31 protein-coding genes are annotated in these 24,623 nt (G+C 66.0%); 9 read left to right on the top strand and 22 right to left on the bottom strand.

Going from position 1 to position 24,623, the window contains the following annotated elements; genetic code table 11:
* Positions 1–4 precede the first annotated feature (4 nt).
* Complete coding sequence (locus THITHI_RS0107410; protein WP_026186150.1) at positions 5–499, top strand: DUF192 domain-containing protein; 495 nt, start codon at positions 5–7, stop codon at positions 497–499.
* 4 nt (positions 500–503) lie between these two features.
* Here the strand turns inward: THITHI_RS0107410 and THITHI_RS0107405 are convergent, their stop codons facing one another.
* The 6 genes from THITHI_RS0107405 to THITHI_RS0107380 all read right to left on the bottom strand — a co-directional run bounded on the left by THITHI_RS0107405 (position 504) and on the right by THITHI_RS0107380 (position 4,035).
* A complete protein-coding gene (locus tag THITHI_RS0107405; RefSeq protein WP_018232446.1) occupies positions 504–1,670 on the bottom strand; it encodes a nucleotidyltransferase domain-containing protein in 1,167 nt (388 codons plus the stop codon).
* Positions 1,667–1,951, bottom strand: a complete 285-nt coding sequence (locus THITHI_RS20770) for a PqqD family peptide modification chaperone (RefSeq protein ID WP_018232445.1) — start codon at positions 1,949–1,951, stop codon at positions 1,667–1,669. Before THITHI_RS20770 ends, THITHI_RS0107405 begins: the two co-directional genes overlap by 4 nt.
* A 281-nt stretch (positions 1,952–2,232) precedes the next feature.
* Entirely contained in the window at positions 2,233–2,991 is a 759-nt protein-coding gene (locus THITHI_RS0107395) for a WecB/TagA/CpsF family glycosyltransferase (RefSeq protein ID WP_018232444.1), read from the bottom strand.
* 144 nt (positions 2,992–3,135) lie between these two features.
* Entirely contained in the window at positions 3,136–3,321 is a 186-nt protein-coding gene (locus THITHI_RS0107390) for a hypothetical protein (protein WP_018232443.1), read from the bottom strand.
* A gap of 7 nt (positions 3,322–3,328) precedes the next feature.
* Positions 3,329–3,649: a BolA family protein gene (locus THITHI_RS0107385; protein WP_018232442.1), complete on the bottom strand. Its 321-nt coding sequence runs from the start codon at positions 3,647–3,649 to the stop codon at positions 3,329–3,331.
* A gap of 164 nt (positions 3,650–3,813) precedes the next feature.
* Positions 3,814–4,035 (bottom strand): hypothetical protein, encoded by a 222-nt coding sequence (locus THITHI_RS0107380; RefSeq protein ID WP_018232441.1) that lies wholly within the window; start codon positions 4,033–4,035, stop codon positions 3,814–3,816.
* A gap of 233 nt (positions 4,036–4,268) precedes the next feature.
* Between THITHI_RS0107380 and pepN the strand changes: the two genes are divergently transcribed.
* Positions 4,269–6,905: an aminopeptidase N gene (gene pepN, locus THITHI_RS0107375; protein ID WP_026186148.1), complete on the top strand. Its 2,637-nt coding sequence runs from the start codon at positions 4,269–4,271 to the stop codon at positions 6,903–6,905.
* A 26-nt stretch (positions 6,906–6,931) separates the two neighbouring features.
* Here pepN and THITHI_RS18615 read toward each other — a convergent pair whose 3' ends face one another.
* A complete protein-coding gene (locus tag THITHI_RS18615) occupies positions 6,932–7,483 on the bottom strand; it encodes a TIGR02444 family protein (RefSeq protein WP_018232439.1) in 552 nt (183 codons plus the stop codon).
* A gap of 254 nt (positions 7,484–7,737) precedes the next feature.
* On the opposite strand from THITHI_RS18615, the gene THITHI_RS0107365 reads away from it, so the two are divergent.
* A complete protein-coding gene (locus THITHI_RS0107365) occupies positions 7,738–8,871 on the top strand; it encodes a GGDEF domain-containing protein (protein WP_018232438.1) in 1,134 nt (377 codons plus the stop codon).
* A 19-nt stretch (positions 8,872–8,890) separates the two neighbouring features.
* Here THITHI_RS0107365 and THITHI_RS0107360 read toward each other — a convergent pair whose 3' ends face one another.
* From THITHI_RS0107360 to THITHI_RS0107290, 15 genes are all read right to left on the bottom strand, one after another.
* Positions 8,891–9,160 carry an HPr family phosphocarrier protein gene (locus tag THITHI_RS0107360; protein ID WP_026186147.1) on the bottom strand — a complete coding sequence of 90 codons (270 nt, stop codon included), beginning with the start codon at positions 9,158–9,160 and terminating at the stop codon, positions 8,891–8,893.
* Positions 9,160–9,555, bottom strand: a complete 396-nt coding sequence (locus tag THITHI_RS0107355) for a PTS sugar transporter subunit IIA (RefSeq protein WP_018232436.1) — start codon at positions 9,553–9,555, stop codon at positions 9,160–9,162. Before THITHI_RS0107355 ends, THITHI_RS0107360 begins: the two co-directional genes overlap by 1 nt.
* Positions 9,556–9,581: 26 nt before the next feature.
* Positions 9,582–10,442 (bottom strand): RNase adapter RapZ, encoded by an 861-nt coding sequence (rapZ, locus tag THITHI_RS0107350; RefSeq protein WP_018232435.1) that lies wholly within the window; start codon positions 10,440–10,442, stop codon positions 9,582–9,584.
* On the bottom strand, positions 10,439–11,386 hold the full coding sequence (gene hprK, locus THITHI_RS0107345) for an HPr(Ser) kinase/phosphatase (protein ID WP_018232434.1): 948 nt from the start codon (positions 11,384–11,386) through the stop codon (positions 10,439–10,441). The genes rapZ and hprK overlap by 4 nt, the downstream gene beginning before the upstream one ends.
* A 2-nt stretch (positions 11,387–11,388) precedes the next feature.
* The gene (locus THITHI_RS0107340; RefSeq protein WP_018232433.1) at positions 11,389–11,859 is read right to left on the bottom strand and encodes a PTS sugar transporter subunit IIA; all 471 of its coding nucleotides are present in this window, start codon (positions 11,857–11,859) and stop codon (positions 11,389–11,391) included.
* Between the two features lie 9 nt (positions 11,860–11,868).
* Positions 11,869–12,192 carry a ribosome hibernation-promoting factor, HPF/YfiA family gene (gene hpf, locus THITHI_RS0107335; protein ID WP_018232432.1) on the bottom strand — a complete coding sequence of 108 codons (324 nt, stop codon included), beginning with the start codon at positions 12,190–12,192 and terminating at the stop codon, positions 11,869–11,871.
* Positions 12,193–12,237: 45 nt separating this feature from the next.
* Complete coding sequence (locus THITHI_RS0107330; protein WP_018232431.1) at positions 12,238–13,734, bottom strand: RNA polymerase factor sigma-54; 1,497 nt, start codon at positions 13,732–13,734, stop codon at positions 12,238–12,240.
* Positions 13,735–13,916: 182 nt separating this feature from the next.
* The gene (lptB, locus tag THITHI_RS0107325; protein WP_018232430.1) at positions 13,917–14,642 is read right to left on the bottom strand and encodes an LPS export ABC transporter ATP-binding protein; all 726 of its coding nucleotides are present in this window, start codon (positions 14,640–14,642) and stop codon (positions 13,917–13,919) included.
* On the bottom strand, positions 14,639–15,157 hold the full coding sequence (gene lptA, locus THITHI_RS0107320) for a lipopolysaccharide transport periplasmic protein LptA (protein ID WP_156820495.1): 519 nt from the start codon (positions 15,155–15,157) through the stop codon (positions 14,639–14,641). Before lptA ends, lptB begins: the two co-directional genes overlap by 4 nt.
* Positions 15,138–15,698, bottom strand: a complete 561-nt coding sequence (gene lptC / locus THITHI_RS0107315; RefSeq protein ID WP_018232428.1) for an LPS export ABC transporter periplasmic protein LptC — start codon at positions 15,696–15,698, stop codon at positions 15,138–15,140. The genes lptA and lptC overlap by 20 nt, the downstream gene beginning before the upstream one ends.
* Positions 15,695–16,222, bottom strand: a complete 528-nt coding sequence (locus tag THITHI_RS0107310) for a KdsC family phosphatase (protein ID WP_018232427.1) — start codon at positions 16,220–16,222, stop codon at positions 15,695–15,697. The genes lptC and THITHI_RS0107310 overlap by 4 nt, the downstream gene beginning before the upstream one ends.
* Positions 16,223–16,357: 135 nt before the next feature.
* A complete protein-coding gene (locus THITHI_RS0107305) occupies positions 16,358–17,335 on the bottom strand; it encodes a KpsF/GutQ family sugar-phosphate isomerase (protein WP_018232426.1) in 978 nt (325 codons plus the stop codon).
* Between the two features lie 143 nt (positions 17,336–17,478).
* Positions 17,479–18,450 carry a calcium/sodium antiporter gene (locus tag THITHI_RS0107300; RefSeq protein WP_026186145.1) on the bottom strand — a complete coding sequence of 324 codons (972 nt, stop codon included), beginning with the start codon at positions 18,448–18,450 and terminating at the stop codon, positions 17,479–17,481.
* A 76-nt stretch (positions 18,451–18,526) separates the two neighbouring features.
* A complete protein-coding gene (locus THITHI_RS0107295) occupies positions 18,527–19,504 on the bottom strand; it encodes an NAD-dependent epimerase/dehydratase family protein (RefSeq protein WP_018232424.1) in 978 nt (325 codons plus the stop codon).
* Positions 19,501–20,601 (bottom strand): LLM class flavin-dependent oxidoreductase, encoded by a 1,101-nt coding sequence (locus tag THITHI_RS0107290; protein WP_018232423.1) that lies wholly within the window; start codon positions 20,599–20,601, stop codon positions 19,501–19,503. The genes THITHI_RS0107295 and THITHI_RS0107290 overlap by 4 nt, the downstream gene beginning before the upstream one ends.
* 154 nt (positions 20,602–20,755) lie before the next feature.
* Between THITHI_RS0107290 and THITHI_RS0107285 the strand changes: the two genes are divergently transcribed.
* From THITHI_RS0107285 to THITHI_RS0107260, 6 genes are all read left to right on the top strand, one after another.
* Positions 20,756–21,373 (top strand): DUF72 domain-containing protein, encoded by a 618-nt coding sequence (locus THITHI_RS0107285; RefSeq protein ID WP_018232422.1) that lies wholly within the window; start codon positions 20,756–20,758, stop codon positions 21,371–21,373.
* Between the two features lie 151 nt (positions 21,374–21,524).
* Complete coding sequence (locus THITHI_RS0107280) at positions 21,525–22,325, top strand: ABC transporter ATP-binding protein (protein ID WP_018232421.1); 801 nt, start codon at positions 21,525–21,527, stop codon at positions 22,323–22,325.
* Position 22,326: 1 nt separating this feature from the next.
* A complete protein-coding gene (mlaE, locus tag THITHI_RS0107275; RefSeq protein WP_026186144.1) occupies positions 22,327–23,109 on the top strand; it encodes a lipid asymmetry maintenance ABC transporter permease subunit MlaE in 783 nt (260 codons plus the stop codon).
* A gap of 20 nt (positions 23,110–23,129) precedes the next feature.
* On the top strand, positions 23,130–23,588 hold the full coding sequence (gene mlaD / locus THITHI_RS0107270; protein ID WP_018232419.1) for an outer membrane lipid asymmetry maintenance protein MlaD: 459 nt from the start codon (positions 23,130–23,132) through the stop codon (positions 23,586–23,588).
* Positions 23,589–23,625: 37 nt separating this feature from the next.
* Positions 23,626–24,291: an MlaC/ttg2D family ABC transporter substrate-binding protein gene (locus tag THITHI_RS0107265; RefSeq protein ID WP_018232418.1), complete on the top strand. Its 666-nt coding sequence runs from the start codon at positions 23,626–23,628 to the stop codon at positions 24,289–24,291.
* The gene (locus THITHI_RS0107260; protein WP_018232417.1) at positions 24,288–24,599 is read left to right on the top strand and encodes an STAS domain-containing protein; all 312 of its coding nucleotides are present in this window, start codon (positions 24,288–24,290) and stop codon (positions 24,597–24,599) included. Before THITHI_RS0107265 ends, THITHI_RS0107260 begins: the two co-directional genes overlap by 4 nt.
* Positions 24,600–24,623 lie beyond the last annotated feature (24 nt).

The following is a 24,623-nucleotide window of genomic DNA, read 5'->3' as shown; positions in this document are numbered from 1 at the left end:
GCCCATGACACGCCGTGGCCTGCTGACCGGTTGCGCCCTTGTCCTGGCGGCCGCCGTGCTGACACTGGCCGCCTCCGTGGCCCTGTGGCAGACGCCGGTGCGTGTCTGGGAGGCTGTCAACCGTTATCTGCCCCTGCCCACGGTGGAACTGCAGGTGGGCGGAGAGCGCATCACGGTGGAGATCGCCACCGGCTCGGCACGGGGGCGCGGGCTGATGCACCGCGCATACCTGCCGGAGCACCACGGCATGCTGTTCGTGTACCGGCAGCCTCGGCGCATCGTCATGTGGATGAAAGACACCCGTATCCCGCTCTCCGTGGCCTTCATGGACGCGGACGGGACGATACTCAACATCGCCCGCATGGAACCACTCTCCGAGCAGCGCCACGCATCCCGGGGGCCCGCCATGTACGCGCTGGAGATGAACCGGGGCTGGTTCGAGGTGCGCGGCGTGCAGGCCGGCGACCGCATCGACCTGTCCGCGCTGCCGGTTCGCTGAGGCCTCAGCGACGGCCCTGGCGCCGCATCTTGCGCAGCAGGCGCAGCGGGCGCGTGACGGCGTACGTGGCCGCCCAGGCGGTTGATACCCTGCGCCCGGCGAGATCGGCCTCGGAGGGCAGTGTCAGCAGGCGGGACAGGTAGACGAGCTTGGCCGCCGCCCCGGGTCGGGCCAGCAGGTCGAAGCGCAGCCGGGTGACAAAACCGATGGGCCGTGGATCGTCACGGGAGATCTCCCGGGCCAGGCGCCGGGCCAGGCGCGCGGCCGGGCGGTCCCGCCGTGCCTGGGACATCGGCACGGTGTCGGGCAGGCCGAGCATGGTGTCGCACAGCAACAGCGAGGACCGCCAGGCACGCGTGAAGCCGATGGCCCGCGCCCGGGCGTCGATCCAGTCCCAGTCCGGGTCGTGACCGGACATCAGTTCCGCCACGTCCACCAGCCAGCCCAGCCGCTCCCACTGGTGCTTGACGCCATGCACGGCCAGCGCCAGCAACTGGGCGGAGGGATTCATGCAGGCGATGCGTACCCCGAGATAATCCACCTCCACCGGATCGTTCAGCAGCCACTCCGGATCGACGCCGAAGCCCTGATAGCGGTAGGTCAGGCCCCAGTGCAGCTCCACCAGGGTGCCGGTGCGCCGGTCGCGCATGGCGTAGTCGTGGCGGGTGCGCCGGACGAACCCGTCCCAGTCCGCGGGCACGCCGTGGGGGGCGGACAGCCCGTGGGCCTGCAGCCGTTCCACCGCCGCGCTGACCTGCGAGGGCCGCACCAGGATGTCCAGATCGCCGTACTGGCGCATGGCGTAGTTGCCGAACAGCTGCGTCGCAAGCGCCGGCCCCTTGTAGGGCATCGCCGTCACCCCGGCGTCACGCAGCACCTGCAGGAGTTCGCGCAGGCGCCGCGCCATGGGCCAGCGGCTGATGGCATGCTGTCTGAACTCGTGCGCAACGGCGGCGGCGCTTTCGGCGGGCAGGGCGTCCGGCCGCTCCATGACCAGATGGCGATACAGCAGCGGCATCAGCCCGTGTTCGGCAGCCAGGCGATGCAGACGGGGCGCGTCGAAGGGCCGCGCCAGCCGTGCCTCCAGGGCGACTGCCCGGTCCGCCGCGAGACGCGAACGCCCCAGTGCGAGCAGCAGTCCGAGTTCGGGATCCGGCCCCCGGGTGTTCACGGCGTCCGCGCGGAGGCGTCTTCGATCAGCCCCGCGGCGGCGAACTGCTCCAGGATGGGGGCGGTCAGGCCGGGTACGGCGCGGGCATTGCACATGCGCGCCAGCGCCTCGTCCATTTCCGCGACGTCGTGTTGCCCGTCGCACAGCATCATCACGCAGCGCGCGGTGTCGTTGAGGAAATGCACGTCGTCCGTGCCGGGGTGGTAGATCACGGCGCCGTCCTCGACGTCGTGCACCTCGATGCCGGCGCAGCGCACCGGACGGCCGGTCACCGTGCTCATGGGGCCGCTCCCGCAGGGGCGGGGCTGGTTGCCGAGTCGAACCCGCCGTCGCGCGATGGGGTTTTCAGTGATGCGGCGCACCGGCTCACCGCATCATCCCAGTGGGTTGAGATCGCATATTCGGTGTCGGATCGGTTCATGCGGTCCATCATATCCCATGCGATCCCTATCGTGGCCCGCGATGGCGCGGTGGGCAAGGGATCGCCGCCCCGATGCCGCCCCGTGTATGCCCACGGCTGCGCGAAGTCACCGCGCCGGTATCCCAATCACCGCTGGACGCTTCACGAATCTCCGTCGCCCTTGCGCGGGCGCCGGATGAGATCCCTCATCAGGGCGGCCAGCACGAACCAGGGTTCGATCAGGTAGCGAAAGGCCAGCCGGCGGGGCTCGCATGCCAGCCGGTAGAGCCATTCGAGCCCGATCCGGCCAAGCCATCTCGGGGGCGTCGGGATCGTGCCTGCGTAGTAGTCCATGAGTGCCCCCACCGTGATCACGACCCTGGCGTCGAGGGCGTCCAGGTTGTCGCCGGCCCAGTACTCCTGCCGGGGCATGCCCATGCCCACCAGCAGGATATCGGGGGATTCCCGGTTGATGTGTTCGACCACGGCGCGGTTCTCCGGCCCGTTGTGCCGCATGTCGAAATACCCTGGCCGCGTGGTCAGGTGCAGGCCGGGAAATCGGCGCCGTAACAGGGCGGCCGCCTGTTCCCCGGTCTCCGGCGTGCCGCCCAGGAAGGCGATGCGCCATTGCCGTTCGGCCGCCATGCGGAACAGCTGCGGTGCCCAGTCGAGCGCGGTGCTGCGTTCGGCCCGGGTGGCGCGATGCCCGTACAACCTGGCCAGGCCGACCAGTGGCATGCCGTCGATGTAGGTGATGTCGGACCGCCGATGGCATCGGCGCAGCCGCGCGTCCCTGCCATGCAGGTACACGCTGTGCAGGTTGTGATGCATGATCAGCGTCTTTCGACGCAGGCCGACGGATTCCGCAATGCGTTCGAGCAGGCGCTCCCCGGTCATCGGCGTGAGACGCAGACCCAGCAAGCCGATTTCCCGCACCGTCTCCCCCCGTGGTTTGCCCCGTCACGCCCGGGTGCCGGTCGTGACCGAAGCCGGGTTGCCCGGACCTTGTCTGTCGGGACGCCCTTTGGCGGCGTACAGGCAAGCGCGTGCGCGACATGATGCCGCTCAGGTCGCCTCGACCTTCATCTCGCCGCAACGGGCGCAACGCAGCACCGTGACCAGCCGCCCCTGCCGGACGTCGAACTGCTTGTCCTTGACCACTTCCCACTTGTGAAAGTTGGAGCGGCACAGGGTCTTGCCCCGGTGCTTTTCGGAAGGCCTGGGCCGCTTGAAGCCAAGCACCTCACCCATGGCGGGTTTATCCGCCGGCCTTGGAGCCGCCCATGCAGGGGGGCGATTTCGGCACCTTGCCCGCCCGCTCGAGCCATTCGTCCGGGGTCAGTGTGTGCAGGGCGAGGGCATGGATGCGCCCGGCAAGTTCCTCGGCCAGGACTTCATTGACCTTGCGGTGCCGCCCGACCAGGCGCTCGCCCTCGAAGGCCCGGCTGGCGATGGTGACCTTGAAATGGGACTCCGAACCCGGCGGCACGTTGTGGTTGCCGCTTTCGTTCTCCACTGCCAGGTGGACCGGGTTGAAGGCCTCGCGCAGCTTGTGCTCGATGTCTGTCTGGATGCTCATGTGTTCCGTCTGTCCGAATGGGATGGTTTCACCGCAAGGGCCGCGAAAGCCCCTGCGCAAGGATACTCCGGGAATCCTTCATGGCGAATCGTATGCCCGGTCTCCAAAGGGCAATGATCACCCGCGCCTGCCCGCGGCTTCAAGCACACGGGCCGCGGGGTTTGTCAGCGGCGCAGTTCATCGTCCCGGTAGTGCACATCCAGCCAGCAGCGGGGCAGGGGTTCTCCGGAGGGGAAGACCACGTCGGACTTGCGGAACTGCTCGGGCTCGGGCAGGTCCTCGCCCCAGTTGTAGCGACCCTCGAATTGCGGCCGGGCAGGGTCCATGAGCGCGGCACTGTCCATGACTTCCACCAGGTGGCCGTTGTTGCTGTCTTTGACGAACATGACTGGCTCCCGTCGTTGAGGTGCCTCATCTGAGTATGGTGATTCGGCGCGTGTTTTCAATGCGGGAACCGGGATGCCGGCCGGATGTCTCCTGTATTGAAAGTCCGGGGCGTGACCCGGAGATAGCACCTTATCCATCTTATGGGTTATGGCAACCACCGGCCCGGTGGAGCTATAGTCGAAAGCATGCCTCGCCTGAAGATCGATTGTACGCAGTTCCCCGGATCAGCCGCATGAAAGACACCACGCCACGTATGGTTTTCCTCAAGGATTACGTCCCCCCCGCCTGGCGGGTGTCCCGGGTGGAACTGGATTTTCAGCTCGATCCGGCCCGCACCCGTGTGCGTTCGCGCATGTCACTGGCGCGCACGGGTGCCGGGGATCAGCCCCTGATGCTGCATGGCCAGGATCTGACGCTGGTGGCGCTGAGCGTGGACGGCAGGCCGTTGCCGGCGGGGGCCTGGCGCCAGGAGGGCGAGCAGCTCTGGGTGCAGGACCTGCCCGATCGTTGTGAGTTGACGGTGGAGACCGAGATCCATCCCGACCGGAACACTGCGCTGGAGGGTTTGTATGTCTCCGGCGGCAATTTCTGCACCCAGTGCGAGGCGGAGGGTTTTCGCCGCATTACCTGGTTCCCGGACCGCCCGGATGTGATGGCCGAGTACCGCGTGCGCATGGAGGCGGACAAGGCCACCTGCCCGGTGCTGTTGTCAAACGGTAATCTCGTGGACAGCGGCGACCTGCCGGAAGGGCGTCACTATGCCGTCTGGCACGATCCCTTCCCGAAACCCAGCTATCTGTTCGCCCTGGTGGCCGGCGACCTGGCCTGTCAGGAGGGGCATTTCGTGACGTGCTCCGGCCGCGAGGTGGCGCTTCGCATTTTTGTGCAGCACCACAACCTGGACAAGTGCGATCACGCGATGCGCTCGCTGATCAAGGCCATGCGCTGGGACGAGGACACGTTCGGCCGCGAGTACGATCTGGATACTTACATGATCGTGGCGGTGGACGACTTCAACATGGGGGCGATGGAGAACAAGGGCCTCAATATCTTCAATTCCAAGTATGTGCTGGCCCGCCCGGACACCGCCACCGACGAGGACTTCGTGGCCATCGAGAGTGTCATTGCCCATGAGTACTTCCACAACTGGTCGGGCAATCGGGTCACCTGCCGGGATTGGTTCCAGCTTTCGCTCAAGGAGGGCCTGACGGTATTCCGGGACCAGGAGTTCACCGCGGATCAGAGCCTTCGCACGGTCAAGCGCATCGATGACGTGCAGCGCCTGCGCAGCCTGCAGTTCCCGGAGGATACGGGGCCCATGGCCCACCCGGTGCGGCCGCAGTCCTACATGGAGATCAACAACTTCTACACCATGACGGTGTACGAGAAGGGCGCCGAAGTGGTGCGCATGATTCAGACGCTGCTGGGCCGGGATCTCTTTCGCCGCGGCCTGGACCTCTACTTCGATCGTCACGACGGTCAGGCCGTGACCACGGATGATTTTCTGCGTGCCATGGAGGATGCGGCCGCACGGGACCTATCCCGGTTTCGCCGCTGGTACGACCAGGCGGGCACCCCGGTGCTGAACGTCACTGGAGCGTACGATGCCGGGGCGCGCCGCTTCCGCCTGACCGTGCGCCAGTCCTGCCCGCCCACGCCGGGACAGGCGGAGAAGCTGCCGCTGCACATTCCGCTGGCCGTGGCGCTGCTTGACCGTGCGGGGCGGGAGATCCCGCTGAGACTAGAGGGCGAGGCAGCCGCCGGGGGCGGGGAGCGGGTGCTGGAGCTCACCGCCCCGGACCACGTGTTCGTGTTCGAGGAGGTGCACGAGCCCCCGGTGCCTTCGTTGCTGCGGGATTTCTCCGCGCCCGTGACCCTGCGCTATCCGTACACGGACGAGGAACTGGCCTTCCTGATGGCGGGGGATACTGACGGGTTCAACCGCTGGGAGGCGGGCCAGCAGTATGCGGTGCGCGTGTTGCTCAGACTGGTGGAGGACCACCAGGCCGGCAGGCCGTTGGTGATGGAGCCACGGTTCGTCGAGTCCGTGGGTCAGGTGCTGACCCACACCGCGGTGGACCCGGCCCTGGTGGCGGAAGCCCTGACCCTGCCCGGCGAAAGCTACCTGGCGGACCACATGAGGGTGGCGGACGTGGATGCCATCCATACCGCCCGGCAGTTCGCCCGCCGGGCCATGGGTGAGCAGCTGGCGGTCCGGTGGCGAGAGACCTATGAACGCCACAGCGCGACCGATGCGCACAGCCTGGAGGCCGACGCCATGGGCAGGCGTCGTCTGGCCAATCTGGCGCTGGCCTATCTGGTGGCGGCGAACCCGGTCGAGGGCCGGTCACTGGCCCATCGGCAGTTTCGGGATGCCCGCAACATGTCCGAGACCATGGGCGCCCTGCGGGCGCTGATGGACTGTGCCTGCGATGAGCGGGACGCGGCGCTGGCGGCCTTCGAGGCGCGCTGGAAGGACGAACCCCTGGTGCTGGACAAATGGTTCAGTCTGCAGGCCGCTTCCAGCGTTCCGGGCGCGCTCCAACGGGTACGCGGGTTGATGGCGCATCCGGGCTTCAATATGCGCAACCCCAACCGGGTGCGTGCACTGATCGGTGCCTTCGTGACCGCCAACCCGGTGCATTTCCACGCGGCGGACGGATCCGGTTACGATTTTCTGGCCGAACAGGTGCTGTCCCTGGATCCGCTGAACCCGCAGGTGGCGGCGCGTCTGGTCAAGGCCCTGAGCCGCTGGAAACGCTTCGACAAGCCCCGTCAGGCGGCCATGCGCGCGGCGCTGGAGCGAATCGTGGAGACGTCCGGTCTGTCCCGGGATGTCTACGAGATCACCAGCCGCAGCCTGGAGTGAGAACTCTGCGCAATTGGTTGCGGGTTTCAGGGTCCGGGGGATCCACCGCCTCCCTGGATCCTGAATCCTGAATTGCGAATCATCACGTCCGCCAGTCTGTCCGTCTCCCGTGCGCGTTCCCGCGCACTGACACCCAGCAGTTCAAGGTAGGTTTCCACGCCACGGCGCATGGCGCTGGCGGGATCGCCGGTGCCTCGCCTTGCCGGCAGGGCGAGGGCCAGATACTCGAGCTGGACGCGCTCGGCGCACAACTCCGCCCGGGCTACCGCAGCACGCAGTCGGGCGCTGCGGCTGGCCGGCGGGCTCAAGGGTTTCAGCCGCTTGCGCAGGGTGCGCAGACGCAGCACGGTGGATGCGCGCCAGGGCGCCAGCGCCCGGCACAATCGATCCAGACCGCCGGCATCCGGGAGCGTACGGGCCCGCGCTGCCTGCCAGCACAGGGCCAGCACCAGGGGAATGTCCGCGGCATGGCGAAGCTGCCAGTCCAGACAAAGCGCCTGGACGCCGGGCCGGGCATAAAGCGCACAGGCGTAATCCCAGAGTGGGGCCGGAAATCCGGATTCGCTGGATGCCTGCATCGGTGCAGTATACGGGTCTCGGCGGCCCGCAGAGGGCCGGTCCGGGGGACGCTGCACTTGCACCGGCGGCCCGGATCGGCTGTCATTGAGGCCGGTGTATGGGTGCCCGGGATGCAGAACGGGCATGATTGCGCCGTCTGCACGGCTCCGGACGGGGGACGGCGGGCGGTTTGTGCACATGATCCGGATGCCCTGAACCGGTGTCCGAGGCATGGGGGAAACGGGCCTTGAGCCCGATGCGGGGAGCGGCAGTGATGGATCAACTGGCGAAGGAAAACCGGCGGCTGCGCAGTCAACTGGATGACCTGCTGCGCCGCGTCCGGGAGAATGAAAGCAAGCTCAACCGGGTGCAATCCCTGGCGCTCAAGCTGATGGGCGCCGCGGGCCTGGCGGAGATCATCGGCCTGCTGTCCCGGGACCTGCCCAGGATCTCCCGTCTGGACCACGTGGGTATCCTGCTGGAAGACATTACGGGCGAGGTGGCGCTGGCCATCGCCGAGGCCAATATCCCGGTAAAACCGGGGCAGGTGGAACTGAACCCCGCGGGCAGCCTGCCGCTGCGCAGTTATGTGGGGCCTTACGACCCCCGCCTGCACGCGCAGCGCTGCGGCGGGCGTCACGACCTGGCAAGCCTCGCCATTATTCCGCTGCGCCGCGGCGAGCAACCCCTGGGCGCGCTGGTCCTGGGCAGCCGGGATCCGCAGCGTTATCTGGCGGGCCTGGATACCTACTTCCTGGAAGAGCTGGCGGCGGTGACCGCGGTATGCATTGAAAACGCCCTGAACCTGCGCAGGCTGCGGGAACTGGGGCTGACCGATTCCCTTACCGGCCTGCGCAATCGCCGCTACTTTGACGAGCAACTGCCCCTGGAGTGTGCCCGGGCCCAGAGAGAGGGCGGGGTGCTGGCGTGCCTTTTCGTGGACATCGACCACTTCAAGACGGTCAATGACGCACACGGCCATTCCGTGGGCGACCGGGTGATCCGGGATGTGGCCCAGCGTATCGCGCGCCATGTGCGGCCGTTCGACATGCTGGCCCGCTACGGGGGCGAGGAGTTCGTGGTGCTGCTCACCCGCCTGGAGTTTGGCGCGGTTCTCGAGGTGGCCGAGCGCATCCGGGCCGCCGTGGCGGGCCATCCGGTGGTGGTCGAGGAGGACCTGGATCTGTCGGTGACGGTGTCTCTGGGTGCGGCTCAGTGCGCGGTGGTCCATGGAGTTGCCGTTGATCCAGCCTCGGCCGGCCGCGCCCTGGTCGATGCCGCTGACCAGGCACTTCTGCGCGCCAAGCAGGAGGGCCGCAACCGGGTCGTCATCGGGCAGTCGCTGACCACCCATGCCGGGTACGGGGTGAGGGAACCGGGGCAGATATACGACCGGTTCCGGATGTGACCGGCCGGCCGGGCGGTCGTTACTCCGCTTCTCCGAACCGGGTTTCGACGAGTTCTGTCAGCGCCTCAATGGCGGACTGTTCGTCGTCACCCCGGGCCAGCAGCCGAATGGTGGAGCCGCGGCTCGCGGCCAGCATCATGACGCCCATGATGCTCTTGCCGTTGACTCTCCGGCCGCCCCGCTCCAGTTCGATCTCGCTCTGAAACTGGCTGGCCAGGCTGACGAATTTGGCGGCGGCCCGGGCATGCATGCCCAGGCGGTTGATAATGGTCAGTTCGCGTTCGATCATCAGCACTCGGTCTCGCACAGCACGATACCGTCGTGGCCTCCGCTGATCGCCTTGTTCACCAGTTCGTGCAGGCGCAGTTGCGGGTAGTTGAGCACCCTCACCAGCATGGGCAGGTTGATCCCCGCGATTACCTGGGTCTTGGGCTGTTGCAGCAGCCGGGTGGCGATGTTGCTCGGTGTGGAGCCGTACATGTCCGTCAGTACCAGCACCCCGTCACCCGCATTGAGCCGACGGTGTTGCACCAGGGCCTGGGTCAGCAGTTCGTCGGGATCACCTGCCTGGGACACCGCCAGCCAGGCGGTATCCAGCGGCAGCTGACCGAGCATGGATCTGGCCGTGCTGAGCAGGTCCTCACCGATATGGTTGTGCGTGATGATCAACAGGCCGACTGCCATGATGGGGGTCCCGTTTCTGCTCGGGTTCAACTCAGTTCGCGGTGACGCGTGCTGACGTCGGTGCCGCGACTTTCCCTGAAGTGCCGGGCCAGGCGCTCGGCCAGGTAGACCGAGCGATGCTGTCCGCCGGTACATCCCAGGGAGACGGTCATATAGCTGCGATGCTCCGACTCGAAGCAGGGTATCCACTGTTCGAGAAAATCCCGTAGGCTGTCAAACATCCTGTCGACCACCTGGTATTGCCCCAGGAAGGATGCCACGTCGGCGTCCAGTCCTGTGAGGCGGCGCAGCATGGGTTCCCAGTAGGGATTGGGCAGACAGCGTACATCGAAGACGAAATCCGAGTCCACCGGCGCGCCATGTTTGAACCCGAAAGACTGGAACAGTAGGGAAAGCGCCTGATCTCCCGCCTGCTCGACCCGGTCGCGGACAAGATGGGTGAGCTGGTGCACATTCGTGCGCGTGGTGTCCACGATCAGGTCAGCGCGCACCGCGATCCGGGACAGCAGACTGCGCTCCAGATTGATGGCCTCCATCAGGGGCATGCCGCGCCGGGCCAGGGGGTGCTTGCGGCGGGTCTCGCTGAAGCGGCGCAGCAGGATCTCTTCATCCGCCCGCAGGAAGATGATCTGCAGATCAACACCCAGGTTGCGGATCTCGTCGATGATCTCTCCAAAGTGGTCCAGTTCCTCGATGCCGCTGCGCGCGTCAATGCCCACCGCGGCGGTTTCGTAGAGCTGCAGCTTCGGCGTCATGAGCTGGCGTACGAAGGCGGTGAGCAGGCCCAGGTGGAGGTTGTCCACGCAATAATAGCCGGCATCCTCCAGGGCATGCAGGGCCACGGTCTTGCCGGAGCCGGACAGTCCGCTGACGATGATCAGTTTCACGAGCCATCCTCCTGCATGGCGCGACGCTGACGGGCGGCCAGATCCTCACCTGCATAATAGCCCTTCAGGCGCAGCAGGTGATTTCTAACGGCGGCCTCCACCATCACGGCCAGGTTGCGGCCCGGTGCGACCGGCAGATTGATTACCGGTATCTCCAGACCGAGGATGACCCGTGTCTGCCGGCCCCCGTGCAGGCGGTCACCTTCCGGTTCTTCCGGGTGGCCCAGGTCGAACAACCGAACGATCAGGCGCAGATATTTGCTGTCCTTGATGGCGCTGTCGCCATACATGGAACGGATGTTGAGGACCCCGAGGCCACGCACCTCAAGGAAATCCTGGAGCACCGGCGGACAGGTTCCGCGCAGGGTGTCCGGGGTGATGCGCGCAAATTCCGGGGCATCGTCGGCGATCAGCCGGTGTCCGCGACTGATGAGCTCCAGGGCCAGTTCGCTCTTGCCGACGCTGCTGTTGCCGGTAATGAGCGCGCCGATGCCCATGACCTCCATGAACACACCGTGCAGCGTGATGGTTTCCGCCAGCTTGTTGCTGAAGAAGTAACGCAGGATATTGATGAGTTCATAGCTGGGAAGCGGTGTGCATAACAAAGGAAGGTTGCAGTCCTCGGCCTGTTCCCGAAGGGCTGCCGGGGGCTCCTGCCCGTCGGCGATGATCAGCAGCACGGACTGACCACTGGTGAGCTGTTCGAGCACATCGCGTTGTGAGTTCCTGCGAAGGCCCGACAGGTAGGCCACCTCGTCCTTGCCCAGGACCTGGACCTGATTGGGATGGATCAGGTTGAGATGGCCCACCAGCGAGATCGGCCCCTCCATCTGGGTGTGCCGTGCCAGCCTGCGTTCGCTGCCCTTCAGACCGGCAACCCATTGCAGGCCCAGTCGTTCGTCCATGGCGTCCACCAGGGAACGAACGGTGAGCGACTCGCTCATGGCTATTCGCTTTCCCCGCCGCCCTTCCAGCGACTCACCTGGGAGAGCAGGGCATCGCTGTCCTCGGCGTCGCGCAGGTGGGCGAGGGTCGTCGAGTCGGCGAACATGTGTGCCAGCGTGGCAAGGATCTGCAGATGCTCATCGGTGGACTCCCGGGGCACCAGCAGGGCGAACAGAATGTCCACCGGCTCCTTGTCCGGGGCGTCGTAGTCCACGCCCCGGTCAAGTTTGAGCATGGCGGCGACCGCGTTGTCGATGCCCGAGACGCGGCCGTGGGGGATCGCCACGCCGCGGCCGAGTCCGGTGCTGCCGAGACGTTCACGGGACAGGAGGCTGTCGAAAATCTCCCCGACGGCGAGTTCCGGACTGCTGGATGCCAGCAGTTCACTCAGCATCTCGATCGCCCGCTTCTTGCTGCTGACCTCGTTGCTGCATACGACCCGGTCGGGGGCCAACAGATCACTGATGTTCATGGATGGACCTTATTCCCCGTGGTTGCGGTGTGATCCTTCCGCGCGGTGATGATCCTTCAGTTTCTCCTTGTGCTTGACCACCTGGCGATCCAGCTTGTCCACGAGTGCGTCGATGGCTGCGTACATGTCCTGATGCGTGGCGTCGGCAAACAGGTTGTTTCCGGTTACCAGCATGGTGGCCTCGGCCTTGTGCTGAAGCTTCTCCACCGTGAGGATCACGTGCACATCGATGACATTGTCGAAGTGACGCTCCAGGCGCTCGAATTTCTCGTGAACATAATCGCGCAGTGCCTGGGTAAGGTCTACATGATGTCCGGTCAGGTCGATCTGCATAGGGGGCTCCTTGGATAGTTTCTATGTAGAGAGGGTGGATTTGGGTCAAACGAGGCGCTTGCGCTCGTTGGACGGCGGGATGGCCATGCCTTCCCGGTACTTGGCAACTGTCCGGCGGGCCACGTGAATGCCGCGTTCCACCAGTATTGCGGCAATCTTGCTGTCGCTCATGGGTTTGCCGCAAGGCTCCTCGGAGATCAGCTTCCGGATCATGGCGCGGATCGCGGTCGCGGAGCATTCACCGCCGTCCGCGGTACCCACATGGCTGGAGAAGAAGTACTTGAACTCGAAGATTCCCCGGGGGGTGTGCATGTACTTCTGCGTGGTGACCCGGGAGATGGTGGATTCGTGCATGTCCAGCTGTTCGGCGATATCGCGAAGCACCAGCGGCTTCATGGCCTCCTCGCCATGCTCGAGGAAGCCGCGCTGCTGTTCGACGATGGCGCTGGCTACCCGCAGCAGCGTCTCGTTGCGGCTCTGGAGGCTCTTGATGAACCAGCGCGCCTCCTGGAGATGGTTGCGCATGTAGACGTTGTCCTGGCTGGAATCCGCGCGGCGCACGAAACTTGCGTACAGCGGGTTGACCCTCAGACGTGGGGCGATATCCGGATTGAGCTCCACCTGCCATCGCCCTTCGTGCCTGCGCACGAACACGTCGGGGATCACGTACTGGGGTGTGTCGTTGCTGATCAGTGTGCCGGGCCGGGGGTTGAGGCCCCGGATCAGGCTGATGATCTGTTGCAGTTCGTGCTCGCCGACGTGCAGGGCCCGGGTGAGCTGACGGTAATCCCGGGAACCCAGACTTTCCAGGTGGTCGCGAACCAGCAGCTTCGCCTCGTTGAGCCAGCGGGTGTCCGCGGGCAGTTGCCGGAGCTGGATCAGCAGGCACTCCGACAGGTCACGCGCGCCGCTGCCCACCGGATCCAGTTGCTGCACCAGGTGCAGGACCGCCTCGATCTCCTCCACGGGCAGATCCATCTCCATGTCGCCGGACAGGCTCGCCTGGATGGACTCCATGGGCTCGGTCAGGTAGCCGTCTTCGCTGATCGCATCCACCAGTGCCATGGCGATGGCGCGGTCCTCCTCGCTCATGTGCATCAGGTTGAGCTGCCACATGAGGTGCTCGCGAAGCGACTCGCCCGCGCCGCTCTGGTTCTCGAACAGGTCGCGACCCTCGTACTCGGGCCGATTACCGGACGCGCCGAGGGGCGCGACGTCGTAGATGTCCTCCCAGTTGCTGTCCACCGGCAGGTCTTCGGGGATGTCCTCGCCGGCACCACGCTCATCAGGGCCGGGGAGGCCTTCCAACTCCGGCGCCGCCTCGCCATTGGGGGCGCTGTCCGATGCACCGGAGGTGTGGTCGGGCTCGGTGCTTTCGGCTTCGCCCTCCACGCTTTCCAGCATGGGGTTGGTCTCCAGGGTTTCCTGGATCTGGGCCTGGAGTTCCAGCGTGGAGAGCTGCAGCAGGCGAATAGCCTGTTGCAGCTGGGGCGTCATGGTCAGGCTCTGGCCTAGACGCAGCTGGACGGAAGGTTTGAGCATCGCTTGTCAGGCAGTATCTGCCCGGGCGCATGTGGGCAGGGTGTGTTGCTCCGGACGGGCTCCGGTGCGCGGTCGTTTGCTGGTTGTCAGCGGCATGCATGCGTTCATGAGCCCATTATAGGGTAGCGCAGGCAGAAATTGGCATGTACTTCGCATCCTCATACCCGGAAATAAACCGAGTTTCACAGTCTGAAATGTTCTCCCAGGTAGGTTTTCCGCACCTGCTCGTTGGCGAGCAGGGCCTCGGGCGGCCCCTCGGCGAAGATCCTTCCTTCGTTCATGATGTAGGCCCGGTCACAGATGCCCAGGATTTCACGTACATTGTGATCGGTGATGAGAACGCCAATGCCCCGGTCCTTGAGATGGGTGATGATGCGCTGAATCTCCACGACCGACAGCGGGTCCACGCCGGCGAAGGGCTCGTCCAGCAGGATGAATGCCGGTTCCGTGGCGAGTGCCCGGGCGATCTCCACCCGGCGCCGTTCGCCGCCGGAGAGACTGACGCCGAGACTCTCCCGGATGTGGGCGATCTGGAGTTCCTCCAGCAGTGCTTCCAGGTGTTCGCCGCGCTGCTCGGCGTCCAGGTCACGCCGTGTCTCGAGCACCGCGAGGATGTTGTCGGCGGCGGAGAGCTTGCGGAACACGGAGGCTTCCTGGGGCAGGTAGCCGATGCCCATTCGCGCACGCGCATGCATGGGGAAAGGGGTGAGATCCCGGTCGTTGAGCACAATCCGGCCGGCATCGCTGGGCACCAGCCCGACGATCATGTAAAAGCAGGTGGTCTTGCCGGCACCATTCGGCCCAAGCAGTCCGACCACTTCACCGCTGTCCACGTGCAGCGATACGCCGGCGACCGGGGTGCGCCGGCGGTAACGCTTGACCAGGTCCCAGGCCGCCAACTGGCTCATTGAGCTTCCCGTGGAGTGATGATGACCTCCACCCGGCCTGCGTCACCCGCGGCGGCATCCAGGGTCTCCCGGTCAAGATCGTAAACGATGCGATCGCCCCTGAATTCGTCTTCCGCCTGCCAGATGCGCGCCTGCCCTGTCAGGACCACCTGACGATCCTCGGCCAGGTAATCCATGTGCCGGGATTCGGCATGGACCTCGCGGCCGTCTTCGGTGAGGGTTCGCAGGGTGACGAGATCGCCCTCGGCTTCCATGCGTGTGAGCGCGCGCCCCGGGGTGTACACGGTGAGGACGTCGGAGCGGATGACCAGCTCGCCCTGGGTGACCACCACGTTACCCCGGTAGACACTCACGCCGCGCTGATCATCCAGCCTGGCGGTGTCGGACTGGATTCGGACAGGGAGGTCGCGTTCCGAGCCGGCCGCGGCCTGGATGAACGTGGCGGCCAGAATCACGGCCAGGCACAGGACCGGCCAGCGTGGTGAACGGAGTCTGTCAAGGGAAGTACGTGCCATCGGCCTCATGGAGCAACTCCAGTTCACTGGTTTCCAGGTCGGCGCGCATGCCCGTGCCGTCCACCCGGTAGAGCGCGCTTCGGATTGCCACGTGGGCCTCGGTATCCGCGCGCCGGGGGCCCGGCCAGACCGTGACATCCCGGGTGTGGATGTCCAGGGCGGGATCCTGTTCCATGGCGGGCCGTGTCATGTGCACCGTCCCCAGCAGGTGAACCTCGTCGCCCCGGGGGGAGATCCATCCCTGTTCCGAACTCACGGTCCAGTCCGCCCCGTCCTCTCGGTGTATCACCATCACCGGCGTGTCCACCAGGCTGCTGCCGTCGAGCTGATACTGCTCCATGCGCTCGCCGGAGAGCCGGTAGCGCGGTGCTCCGTCGGAACCCGTGACCAGGGTGGTGAAATGCTCCATGAACAGTTCCGGCGTATGCGCGGATGGTGCCAGGAACAGCTCGAGTCGTTCCTCGGCATCCCGGCCCAGCCAGAACCCGACGGCCGCGACGGTGGTGATCACCAGCACCAGTGTGATGCGCTGCAGGCTCATTTCAGGTAGGGCGCCAGCATGCGCTCCAGGCTGCCCTGGGCCTGCATGATGAACTCGCACACCTCCCGGGCCGCCCCTCTCCCGCCGGGCAGGGCCGTCACCCACTGGGCATGCTGTCGTACCAGGGGGTGGGCATCGGCCACGGCGATGGCCAGCCGCACCCGGCGCATGACCGGCAGGTCGACGATGTCGTCACCCACGAAGGCGGTGGTCTCCTCGCTCGCCCCCGCCTGCTGCAGCAGGCCGCCCAGGGCGTCGAGCTTGTCGCGCCGCCCCTGCACCACCAGGTCGATGCCCAGATCGCGCATGCGGTGGGTCACCACGTCCGAGGTGCGCCCGGTGAGAATGCCCACCTTCACCCCGCTGTCCACCAGCATGCGCATGCCATGCCCGTCCCTGGAGTTGAATGCCTTGTACTGCTCGCCCCCGTCGCCAAGAAACAGGCTGCCGTCGGTGAGCACGCCGTCGACGTCGAACAGGACGAGGCGGATATCCTTGGCGAGTTGGGTGGGATCTTCGGTCATTGGAAATCAGGCTGATGAAAGCGGTTGAAAGGCAATGGCAGGTCTCAAATGGCAAGGAGGAACACGCTTACCCCAAACTTCCGCCTGTGGGATGGGGCCCTTGCCACTTGCCACTTGCCACTTGAGACTTGCCACTCATACAACGCCCGCCCTCAGCAGGTCATGCATGTTCAATGCGCCCACCAGGGTGTCGTTCTCGTCAGTCACCGGCAGGGCGCTGATCTTGTGGTCTTCCATGATTTTCAGGGCTTCCACCGCGAGCATGCCGGGGTTCGCCCGCTTGAAGGTGCGGGTCATCACGTCGCCGATGGATGTGGCGAACAGATCGATGCCCCGGTCCAGGGTGCGGCGCAGGTCCCCGTCGGTATAGACGCCGATCACATGCTCATTGCGATCCACCACCACGGTCATGCCCAGCCCCTGGCGGGTGATCTCCAGCAGCGCCTCGCGCAACGGAGCCTCGGCATGCACGCGGGGTATGCGGTCTCCCGTGTGCATGATGTCGGCCACGTGGAGCAGCAGGCGACGGCCCAGCCGCCCGCCCGGATGGGAGCGGGCGAAATCGTCAGCCGTGAATCCCCGTGCCTCCAGGAGCGCGACCGCAAGCGCATCACCCAGCGCCAGGGTTGCGGTGGTGCTGGAGGTGGGGGCGAGCCCAAGGGGGCAGGCCTCCCTGGCCACGCTGATGTCCAGGTGTACCGTCGCTTCCCGGGCGAGACTCGATTCCGTGTTCCCGGTCATGGCGATCAGGGGTACGCCGAGGCGCCGGATAATGGGCAGGATGGTGAGCAGTTCATCCGTCTCGCCGGAGTTGGACAGGGCAAGCACCGCGTCGCCCGAGGTAATCATGCCGAGGTCCCCGTGGCTGGCCTCGCCCGGGTGCACGAAAAATGCGGGCGAGCCGGTGCTGGCCAGCGTCGCGGCGATCTTGCTGCCGATGTGACCGGACTTGCCCATGCCCGTCACCACGATTCGCCCGGTGCAGGCCAGCAGATACTCGCAGGCACGGATGAACCGGTCATCGATCCTGGCCTTCAGGTCCAGGATGGACCGGGCCTCGGTATCGAGCACCGCAAGAGCAAGTTCACGGGTCTGGTCGGGATGCAATTTCATGGAAGATGTCGAGTCCGGTTGTGGCAAGTAACAAGTGGCAAGTCTCAAGTGACAAGGAAAAGCACCTTCACCCCGACCCTTCCCCTGAGGGAGAGGGGTTGGGGAGGGAACCTTGCCACTTGAGACTTGCCACTCGCCACTGCCTACATACTGTATCCCAACCACACCAGATAGCCCACAAACGTCGCCAGCAGCAGAAGGCCGCCGGGGCGTCCGATGCGCCCCGGGCGCCTGATGCGGAAGGCCATGAGCAGCAACAGCACAGTGAGGCCGGCCATCACCGGGAAATCGCGGGTGAGCACCTCCCCGGGCACCGCTGCCGGGTGAAGCAGGCCCGGGAAGGCCAGAACCGCCAGGAGATTGAAGATGTTAGAGCCGATCACGTTGCCGATTGCGATGTCGGGTTCTCCGTGGCGGACGGCCATCACCGATGCCGCCAGTTCCGGCAGACTGGTGCCGATGGCGATGATCGTGAGCCCGATGATGAGGTCGCTCACACCGAGGGTCTCGGCCACGTTGACCGCCCCCCAGACCAGCACCCGGGCGCTGATCAGAAGCAGCAGCAGGCCCAGTGCCAGCCAGATAAGCGCCCGCGGCGTCGGCACCTCCCTCGGGATCTCCTTGTCGAATTCGGCGTGGATCGGGTCCGTGGTGTCGCTGCGTCCGCGCAGCCCGTCGTGAATCACCCAGGCCAGTACCCCCGCCAGTCCGGCCAGCAGGAGTACGCCGTCCAGCCGGCCCAGGTACCCGTCCCGGAACAGCAGCAGGCCCGCGAACGCCATCACGCCGAGCAGCAGGGGCATCTCGCGGCGCAGGATGCGCGAACCCACCACCAGGGGCGAGACCAGCGCGGTGATCCCGAGGATCAGTGCGATGTTGGCGATGTTGGAGCCAAGCGCGTTGCCCACGGCGAGCCCCGGATTGCCTTGCGCGGCGGCGAAGGCGGAGACCAGCAGTTCCGGTGCCGAGGTGCCGAAACCCACCACCGTCAGGCCGATCAGCAGGGGTGACACCCCCAGGTTGCGGGCCAGTGCTGCCGCCCCGTAGATGAAACGGTCCGCGCTCCAGATGAGCACGGCAAACCCGAAAATGACGGCGGCAAGGGATGTAAGCACAGAAGTGGGAAGTGAGAATTGGGAGGTGGGAGGTCGCTGGGTCGCAAGTGTGGGGGATTCTACGCCCATTTCTCAACTACCAGGATGAATGGCTCTCACCCCTTAACCCATTCCCACTTCCCAATTCCCACTTCAAACATTGTCGTGTGTCACGCCGCGCCGTCCACCCCAGTTCGTCCCGGGCTCGTTGTGTGTCCAGTACGAGGCTGTGGCGCAGTCCGTCGATCCAGCCGGGTTCACCCGCCGCCGGGGTGGCCCACCAGGCCATGCGGTGGACGGCGGAGAGCAGGGGCAGCGGCACCGGGATGGTGAAGCGGCGGTTTTCCCGGATCATGGCCTTGAGGCTCATGGGCGGGTCGGCGGCCAGGTTGAAGGCGCCGCGCGCTGCGCTGCGCAGGCTCAGGTGGATAGCCCGGGCCACGTCGTCCTCGCCGACGCACTGGGTCAGCGGCAGCGGCCTGACCAGGGCCGGCACGAAGGGCTGGTGCAGCAGTCGATTGAGCAGGGGATGGGCATGGGGGCCGAGGATCGCGTGGGGGCGGAGCCGGATCAGGTGCAGGTGCGGATGGCGCGTCTCCAGTGAATCCAGCCATGCCTCCACGGCGGCCTTGTCCTCCCCGTAGGCGAAGCCGGGCAGGGGTCGAAGCGGGGTGTCCTCGGAAACGGGGTTCGGCAGATCGGGCCAGGCGCCGTAGACGGCGGCACTGGAGAGAAACACCACCCGCTCCACACATGTCTCGATCGCCGTGCCTATCACGTGCCGGCTCCCCGCCACGTTGATGGCTCGCACGGTCTCGCGGTCATGACGGGCACGGCCCAGCCCGCCGCCCATGAGTACGAAGGCCATATGGATCAGCACGTCGGCCAGTTCAAACTGCTCCGCGCAGGCGGCATCGCGGATGTCCGCCTGTACCGGGATCAGGCGCGGATCTGCGGCGAAGGGCAGGGGTTTCAGATCCACCCCGTGGATCGCCGTGATGCGCGGGTCCGCCAGCAGTCGGGGGATGAGCACCCGGGCGAGACGCCCGGCGGCGCCCGTGATCACCACCTTCATGACGCGTCCGGGTCCAGGGGTGCCGTGACCCGGGGCAGTACCTCGCGGGCGAACAGCACCATGGATTCCCGCACGATGCGCGTGTCCATGGCACCGGCGCCGAAGGCACACAGCACATGATCCACGCCCGCTTCCCGGAGCGACAGCAGGCGTTGTGCACAATGTTCGGGGTCACCCACCACCGCCATGCCGAGGGTGTCGAGGAGTTTCAGGTTGATGGCGTGATCCATGAAGCCGCGAAACCGGCCCATGCGCCGGTAATACTCGTAGGTGTCATAGAGCCTTTCCAGGACCGGGCGGGTCTGCCCCAGAAGCTGCCGGTAGAACCATTCAAAGGGTTGCCTGGCTTCCCTGCGCGCCCGGGCGCCGTCTTCCAGGCACAGGATACCCACGGTCATGGCCACTCGGTTGTTGAGCCCGGGTCCGGGCGGTCCGTTGCCGTGGTGGTCCCGCCAGGACTCGCGATAGCGACGGATGTCCTCGCGCACCATGAACCAGGGTTTGAAGGGACCGACCAGGGTGCCGACGCCCAGGCGGGCGGCCATTTCAAATGATTCGGGGCTGACCGCGGCGGTCCACAGAGGCGGGTGGGGCCTTTGCACCACACGGGGCACGACGTCGAGCTCATCGAAGTGAAAGTGACGGCCCCGGAAGCTGACCCGCTCCGGATTAAAACTGAGGCGCAGCACCGCCAGTGCTTCCTCGGTGAGGCTGCGGCTGTCCGCCATGTCTACGCCGAAGGTGGCGTACTCGGCGGGCGAAAACCCCCGTCCGAACCCGAACTCGGCGCGCCCCCTGGTGAGAATATCCAGGGTGGCCAACCGTTCCGCCACCCGGACCGGGTGGTGGTAGGGGAGGGGGACGACGGCATGTCCGAGGCGCAGGCGCCGGGTGCACTGGCCGGCGGCTGCCAGGAACATCTCCGGTGCGCTGCTGTGGGAGTATTCGCGCATGAAATGGTGTTCCACCACCCAGGCGGTGGTGAACCCCAGAGTGTCGGCCAGGGACAGTTCCTCGAGGGTGTCGGCATACACCCGGGCCTCGGTGCGGCCCCCGAATGGGGGCACCGAAAGTTCATGGAAGAGATCGCATTGCATGGCGGTGGAAGCTTGCAGCCTGGGCGGGTGGCCTGCAAGCTTTGGGGCGAGCGAGCCATACGGGGGAAGATCAAGACCGCTTGCGATCGAGATTCGCCGAGCGTCACACGCTATAGACTTCGATCGATCTTTCCGCAGGTACAATGAGGATCCAATGTCCGAAAGACCCATCCGTACCCTCACCTTCGGCGCCGTCGGCTGGAACGAGCCGCAGGTGGTCCGGGGCCTGTATCCGGACGACGTGCCCCTGTCGTGGCGCCTGCCCTGTTATGCGAGTCATTTCGACACGGTGCTGGTGCCCGAGGCCGACTGGCGTGACGCGACGCCGGATGACGGGGCGGCATGGGCGGGCGAACTGCCGTCCCAGTTCTGGTTCTACCTGTTGCTGGAAGAGGCGCCCGACGAGACCCGGCTGAACGCACTCGAGGCCCTGTGCAGCGCGCTGGGGGATCGGCTCGGCGGCGTCGTGCTGGACGGGCCCGCTGTCGGGGCCCGGCAGGCCGTGGGCGACAGGCTGGGCGATATGCCGGTGTTCTCATCGTCGGGCGAGGCAGGGCCCGGGCGCCTGTGGACCGGCCCGGACAGCGCCTGCCCCTGCGGGCCTGTGGGGTTGGTCAGCTTCGATGCACCTCCGTCCCCCCGTGCGCTGCGGGAGACCATGGAGGCATTCATGAATTGCCAGGACGCGCCCTGGGCCGTGCTGTTCATGCGCGCCCCTGTATCCACCTTCGATGATGCCCGGGTGGTGGGTCAGTTGCTGGGGGTGGCTTGACTCCATTGCCGGTCGCCCCGAGACTGCCCGCAATCGCCCGCGAAGCCAGGCCGGTCACGTTTCGCGGATAAAGCCTTTCGACCATTGACACAGGGAACCGGTCATCGATCCCCAGGCCCAAAATCAGGCTCCGTCCCGGCGCGACACCCTGGTGGAGATCCGGGACCTGCATTTCTCCCGGGGCGGCAGGCCCATCTTCCGGGGTCTGAACGTGTCCATCCCCAGGGGCAGCGTCACAGCGGTGATGGGGCCCAGCGGCACGGGCAAGACCACGCTCCTCAAGCTCATCGGCGGCCAGTTGCGTCCCGACCGGGGACAGATCCTGGTGGACGGGGTGGACGTGCACCGCCAGAGCCGCGCGGAGCTTTATCGCATGCGCCGGCGCATGGGCATGCTGTTTCAGAGTGGCGCGCTGCTCACGGACCTGAACGTGTTCGAAAATGTGGCATTCCCCCTTCGGGAAAATGCCCGCCTGCCGGAGGGCGTGCTGCATACCCTGGTGCTCATGAAGCTGGAGTCGGTGGGGCTTCGCGGCGCACGCCACCTGATGCCCAGCGAACTGTCCGGGGGCATGGCGCGCCGGGTGGCGCTGGCCCGGGCCATCGCCCTGGATCCCATGATGATCATGTACGATGAGCCGTTTACGGGGCTCGACCCGATCACCCTGGGGGTCATCGTCACGCTGATCAAGCGTCTCAACGATATTCTGGGTCTGACCAGCATCCTGGTCTCCCACGACGTGCAGGAGGCGGCGTCCATCGCCGACCGTATGTACCTGATTTCCGATGGTCAGGTCGTGGACTCCGGCTCGCCGGCGGAGATGGAGCACACGGACTCCGAATGGGCGCGACAGTTCATGAAGGGCCTGCCGGACGGGCCGGTGCCCTTCCATTACCCGGCACCGGACTACCTCACAGACCTGATGAGGGCCGCTCCGAAGGAGGGTGACTGAGGTGCTTGGCTCCCTGGCAGGGCTGGGCCGGTGGGCGCTTGGCGTGTTCGAGCGCCTTGGACGCGGCCACCTGTTTCTGCTGAACGTCCTGATGTCCCTGCACGTGGTGTTCACCCGCCCGCGGCTGGTGATCCGGGAGCTCTACTCGGTGGGCGTGCTGTCGCTGCTGATCATCGCGGTGTCGGGCCTGTTCGTGGGCATGGTGCTGGGCTATCAGCTCTACATCACCCTGGTGCGTTTCGGCGCCGAGGAGGTGCTGGGTTCGGCGGTGGCCCTGTCGCTGGTGCGGGAACTGGGTCCGGTGGTCACCGCGTTGCTGTTCGCCGGACGTGCCGGCTCGGCGCTCAGCGCCGAGATCGGCCTGATGAAGACCACGGAACAGCTCTCCGGCATGGAGATGATGGCGGTTGACCCGTTCAAGCGGGTGATTGTGCCGCGCTTCGTGGCGGCGTTCATCTCCCTGCCGCTGCTGGCGGCCATCTTCAGCGCAGTGGCCATCATGGGCGGCTATTTCATCGGTGTGGGCCTTCTGGGCGTGGACTCCGGGTCGTTCTGGTCCCAGATGCAGGCGAACGTGGATTTCCATGAGGACGTCATGAACGGCATCATCAAGAGTCTGGTGTTCGGCTTCGTGGCGGCCTGGATTGCCGTGTTCGAGGGCTATGACACCGTGCCCACCTCCGAGGGGGTGAGCCGTGCCACCACCCGCACGGTGGTGCACACCGCGCTTGCCGTGCTGGCGCTGGACTTCATTCTCACCGGCCTGATGTTCGGTGACATCTGAGACAAAGAGGCGGACGGGCCATGACGACGCGCACCATCGAGATCTCCGTGGGCATTCTGGTTGCCCTGGGCCTGGCGGCCCTGTTCATGCTGGCCATGCAGGTGAGCAACCTGGCGGAATACCGCGACAGCGACGGCTACACGGTCAGCGCCTATTTCAGCAACATCGGGGGCCTGAAGGTGCGCGCGCCGGTGACGGTCTCCGGGGTGCGGGTGGGACGGGTGAGCGCCATCCGCTATGATCCGGAGCGATACCAGGCTCGTGTGGATATGACCATCAGCGCCCAGCACGACTACCTGTCCGCCGACACCCAGGCCAGCATCTATACCGCGGGCCTGCTGGGCGAGCAGTACATCGCCCTGGAGCCGGGCGGTGAGGATGATGTCCTCACCCAGGGGAGCGAGATATATTTCACCCAGTCCGCCCTGGTGCTGGAACAGGTGCTCGGCCGTATCATGACCAACCTCACCACCCAGTGACGTGACGCAAACCGGAAGCAGACAGGGACCCTGAACCATGACGACCGGCATCCGCTTCAACCGGCTTTGGCCCATGATGCTTGCGCTGTCCTGCGCACTGTTCCTGGCCCCCGCGGCATTGGCAGGTCCCGGCGATCCGGTGGAGCAGGTGCGCGAATCCGCCGACCGGGTGATGCAGCTGCTGCGCGATAACGAGGAACGGCTCAGCAACGACTCCAATTTCGTCTATGAGCTCGTGGAGGAGGAGATCCTGCCCCTGGTGGATTTCGAGGGCATGTCCCGCCTCATCCTCGGCCGGCATTGGCGCACGGCCAGCCCCGAGCAGCGGGAACGCTTCGTGGAAGCCTTTCGCGACACCATGGTGCGTGCCTATGCGGGCCAACTGGCGGAACACGCCGACAAGCGCATCACGGTCAATGAGCGGCGCAGCCGCACTGATGGCAACCGGGCCACCGTGGCCACCGAGATCGTGGTCGGGCAGGGCCGGCCCAACATTCCCGTGGTCTATGACCTGCGCATCGTGGACGGCCAGTGGAAGGCGTTCAACCTGACGGTGGAGAGCTGGAGCCTGGTGACCAATTTCCGCACCAGCTTCGGTGCGGAGATCGAGGGTGCGCGAACCGAGGCGGAAGGGCTGGAGAGCCTCATCCAGCGCCTGGAACGGCGGGACAGGGACCTGGTGGAAGGGGCAGTGGGATCGTGAGCGCTGACGCTTCGGTATGGGCCGAGGACGGCGTGTTCCGGGTCCGGGGCGCGTTGGGGTTTTCCACCGTTGCGGGCCTTTGGGACGAGGGCCTGCCGTTGTTCCGCCGGCTATCCGGGCCCTGTGAACTGGATGTCTCGAGGGTCGAACGCGTCGACAGCGCCGGCGTCGCCCTGCTGGTGGAATGGATGCGTCTCGCCCGGGAACGCGGCGCCGTGCTGAGGATCACCGGCGCTCCCCCGGCAATGCGGGACCTGATCCAGCTGGCCGACCTGCAGGACCTGCTGCCTGTCACCTCTTTTCAGTAAAGGCGCCTCCGAGGTCCCGTCGCG

It is taken from the genome of Thioalkalivibrio thiocyanodenitrificans ARhD 1 (assembly GCF_000378965.1).
Lineage (GTDB): Bacteria > Pseudomonadota > Gammaproteobacteria > Ectothiorhodospirales > Ectothiorhodospiraceae > Thioalkalivibrio_A > Thioalkalivibrio_A thiocyanodenitrificans.
This window is presented reverse-complemented; position numbering and strand designations above follow the sequence as displayed.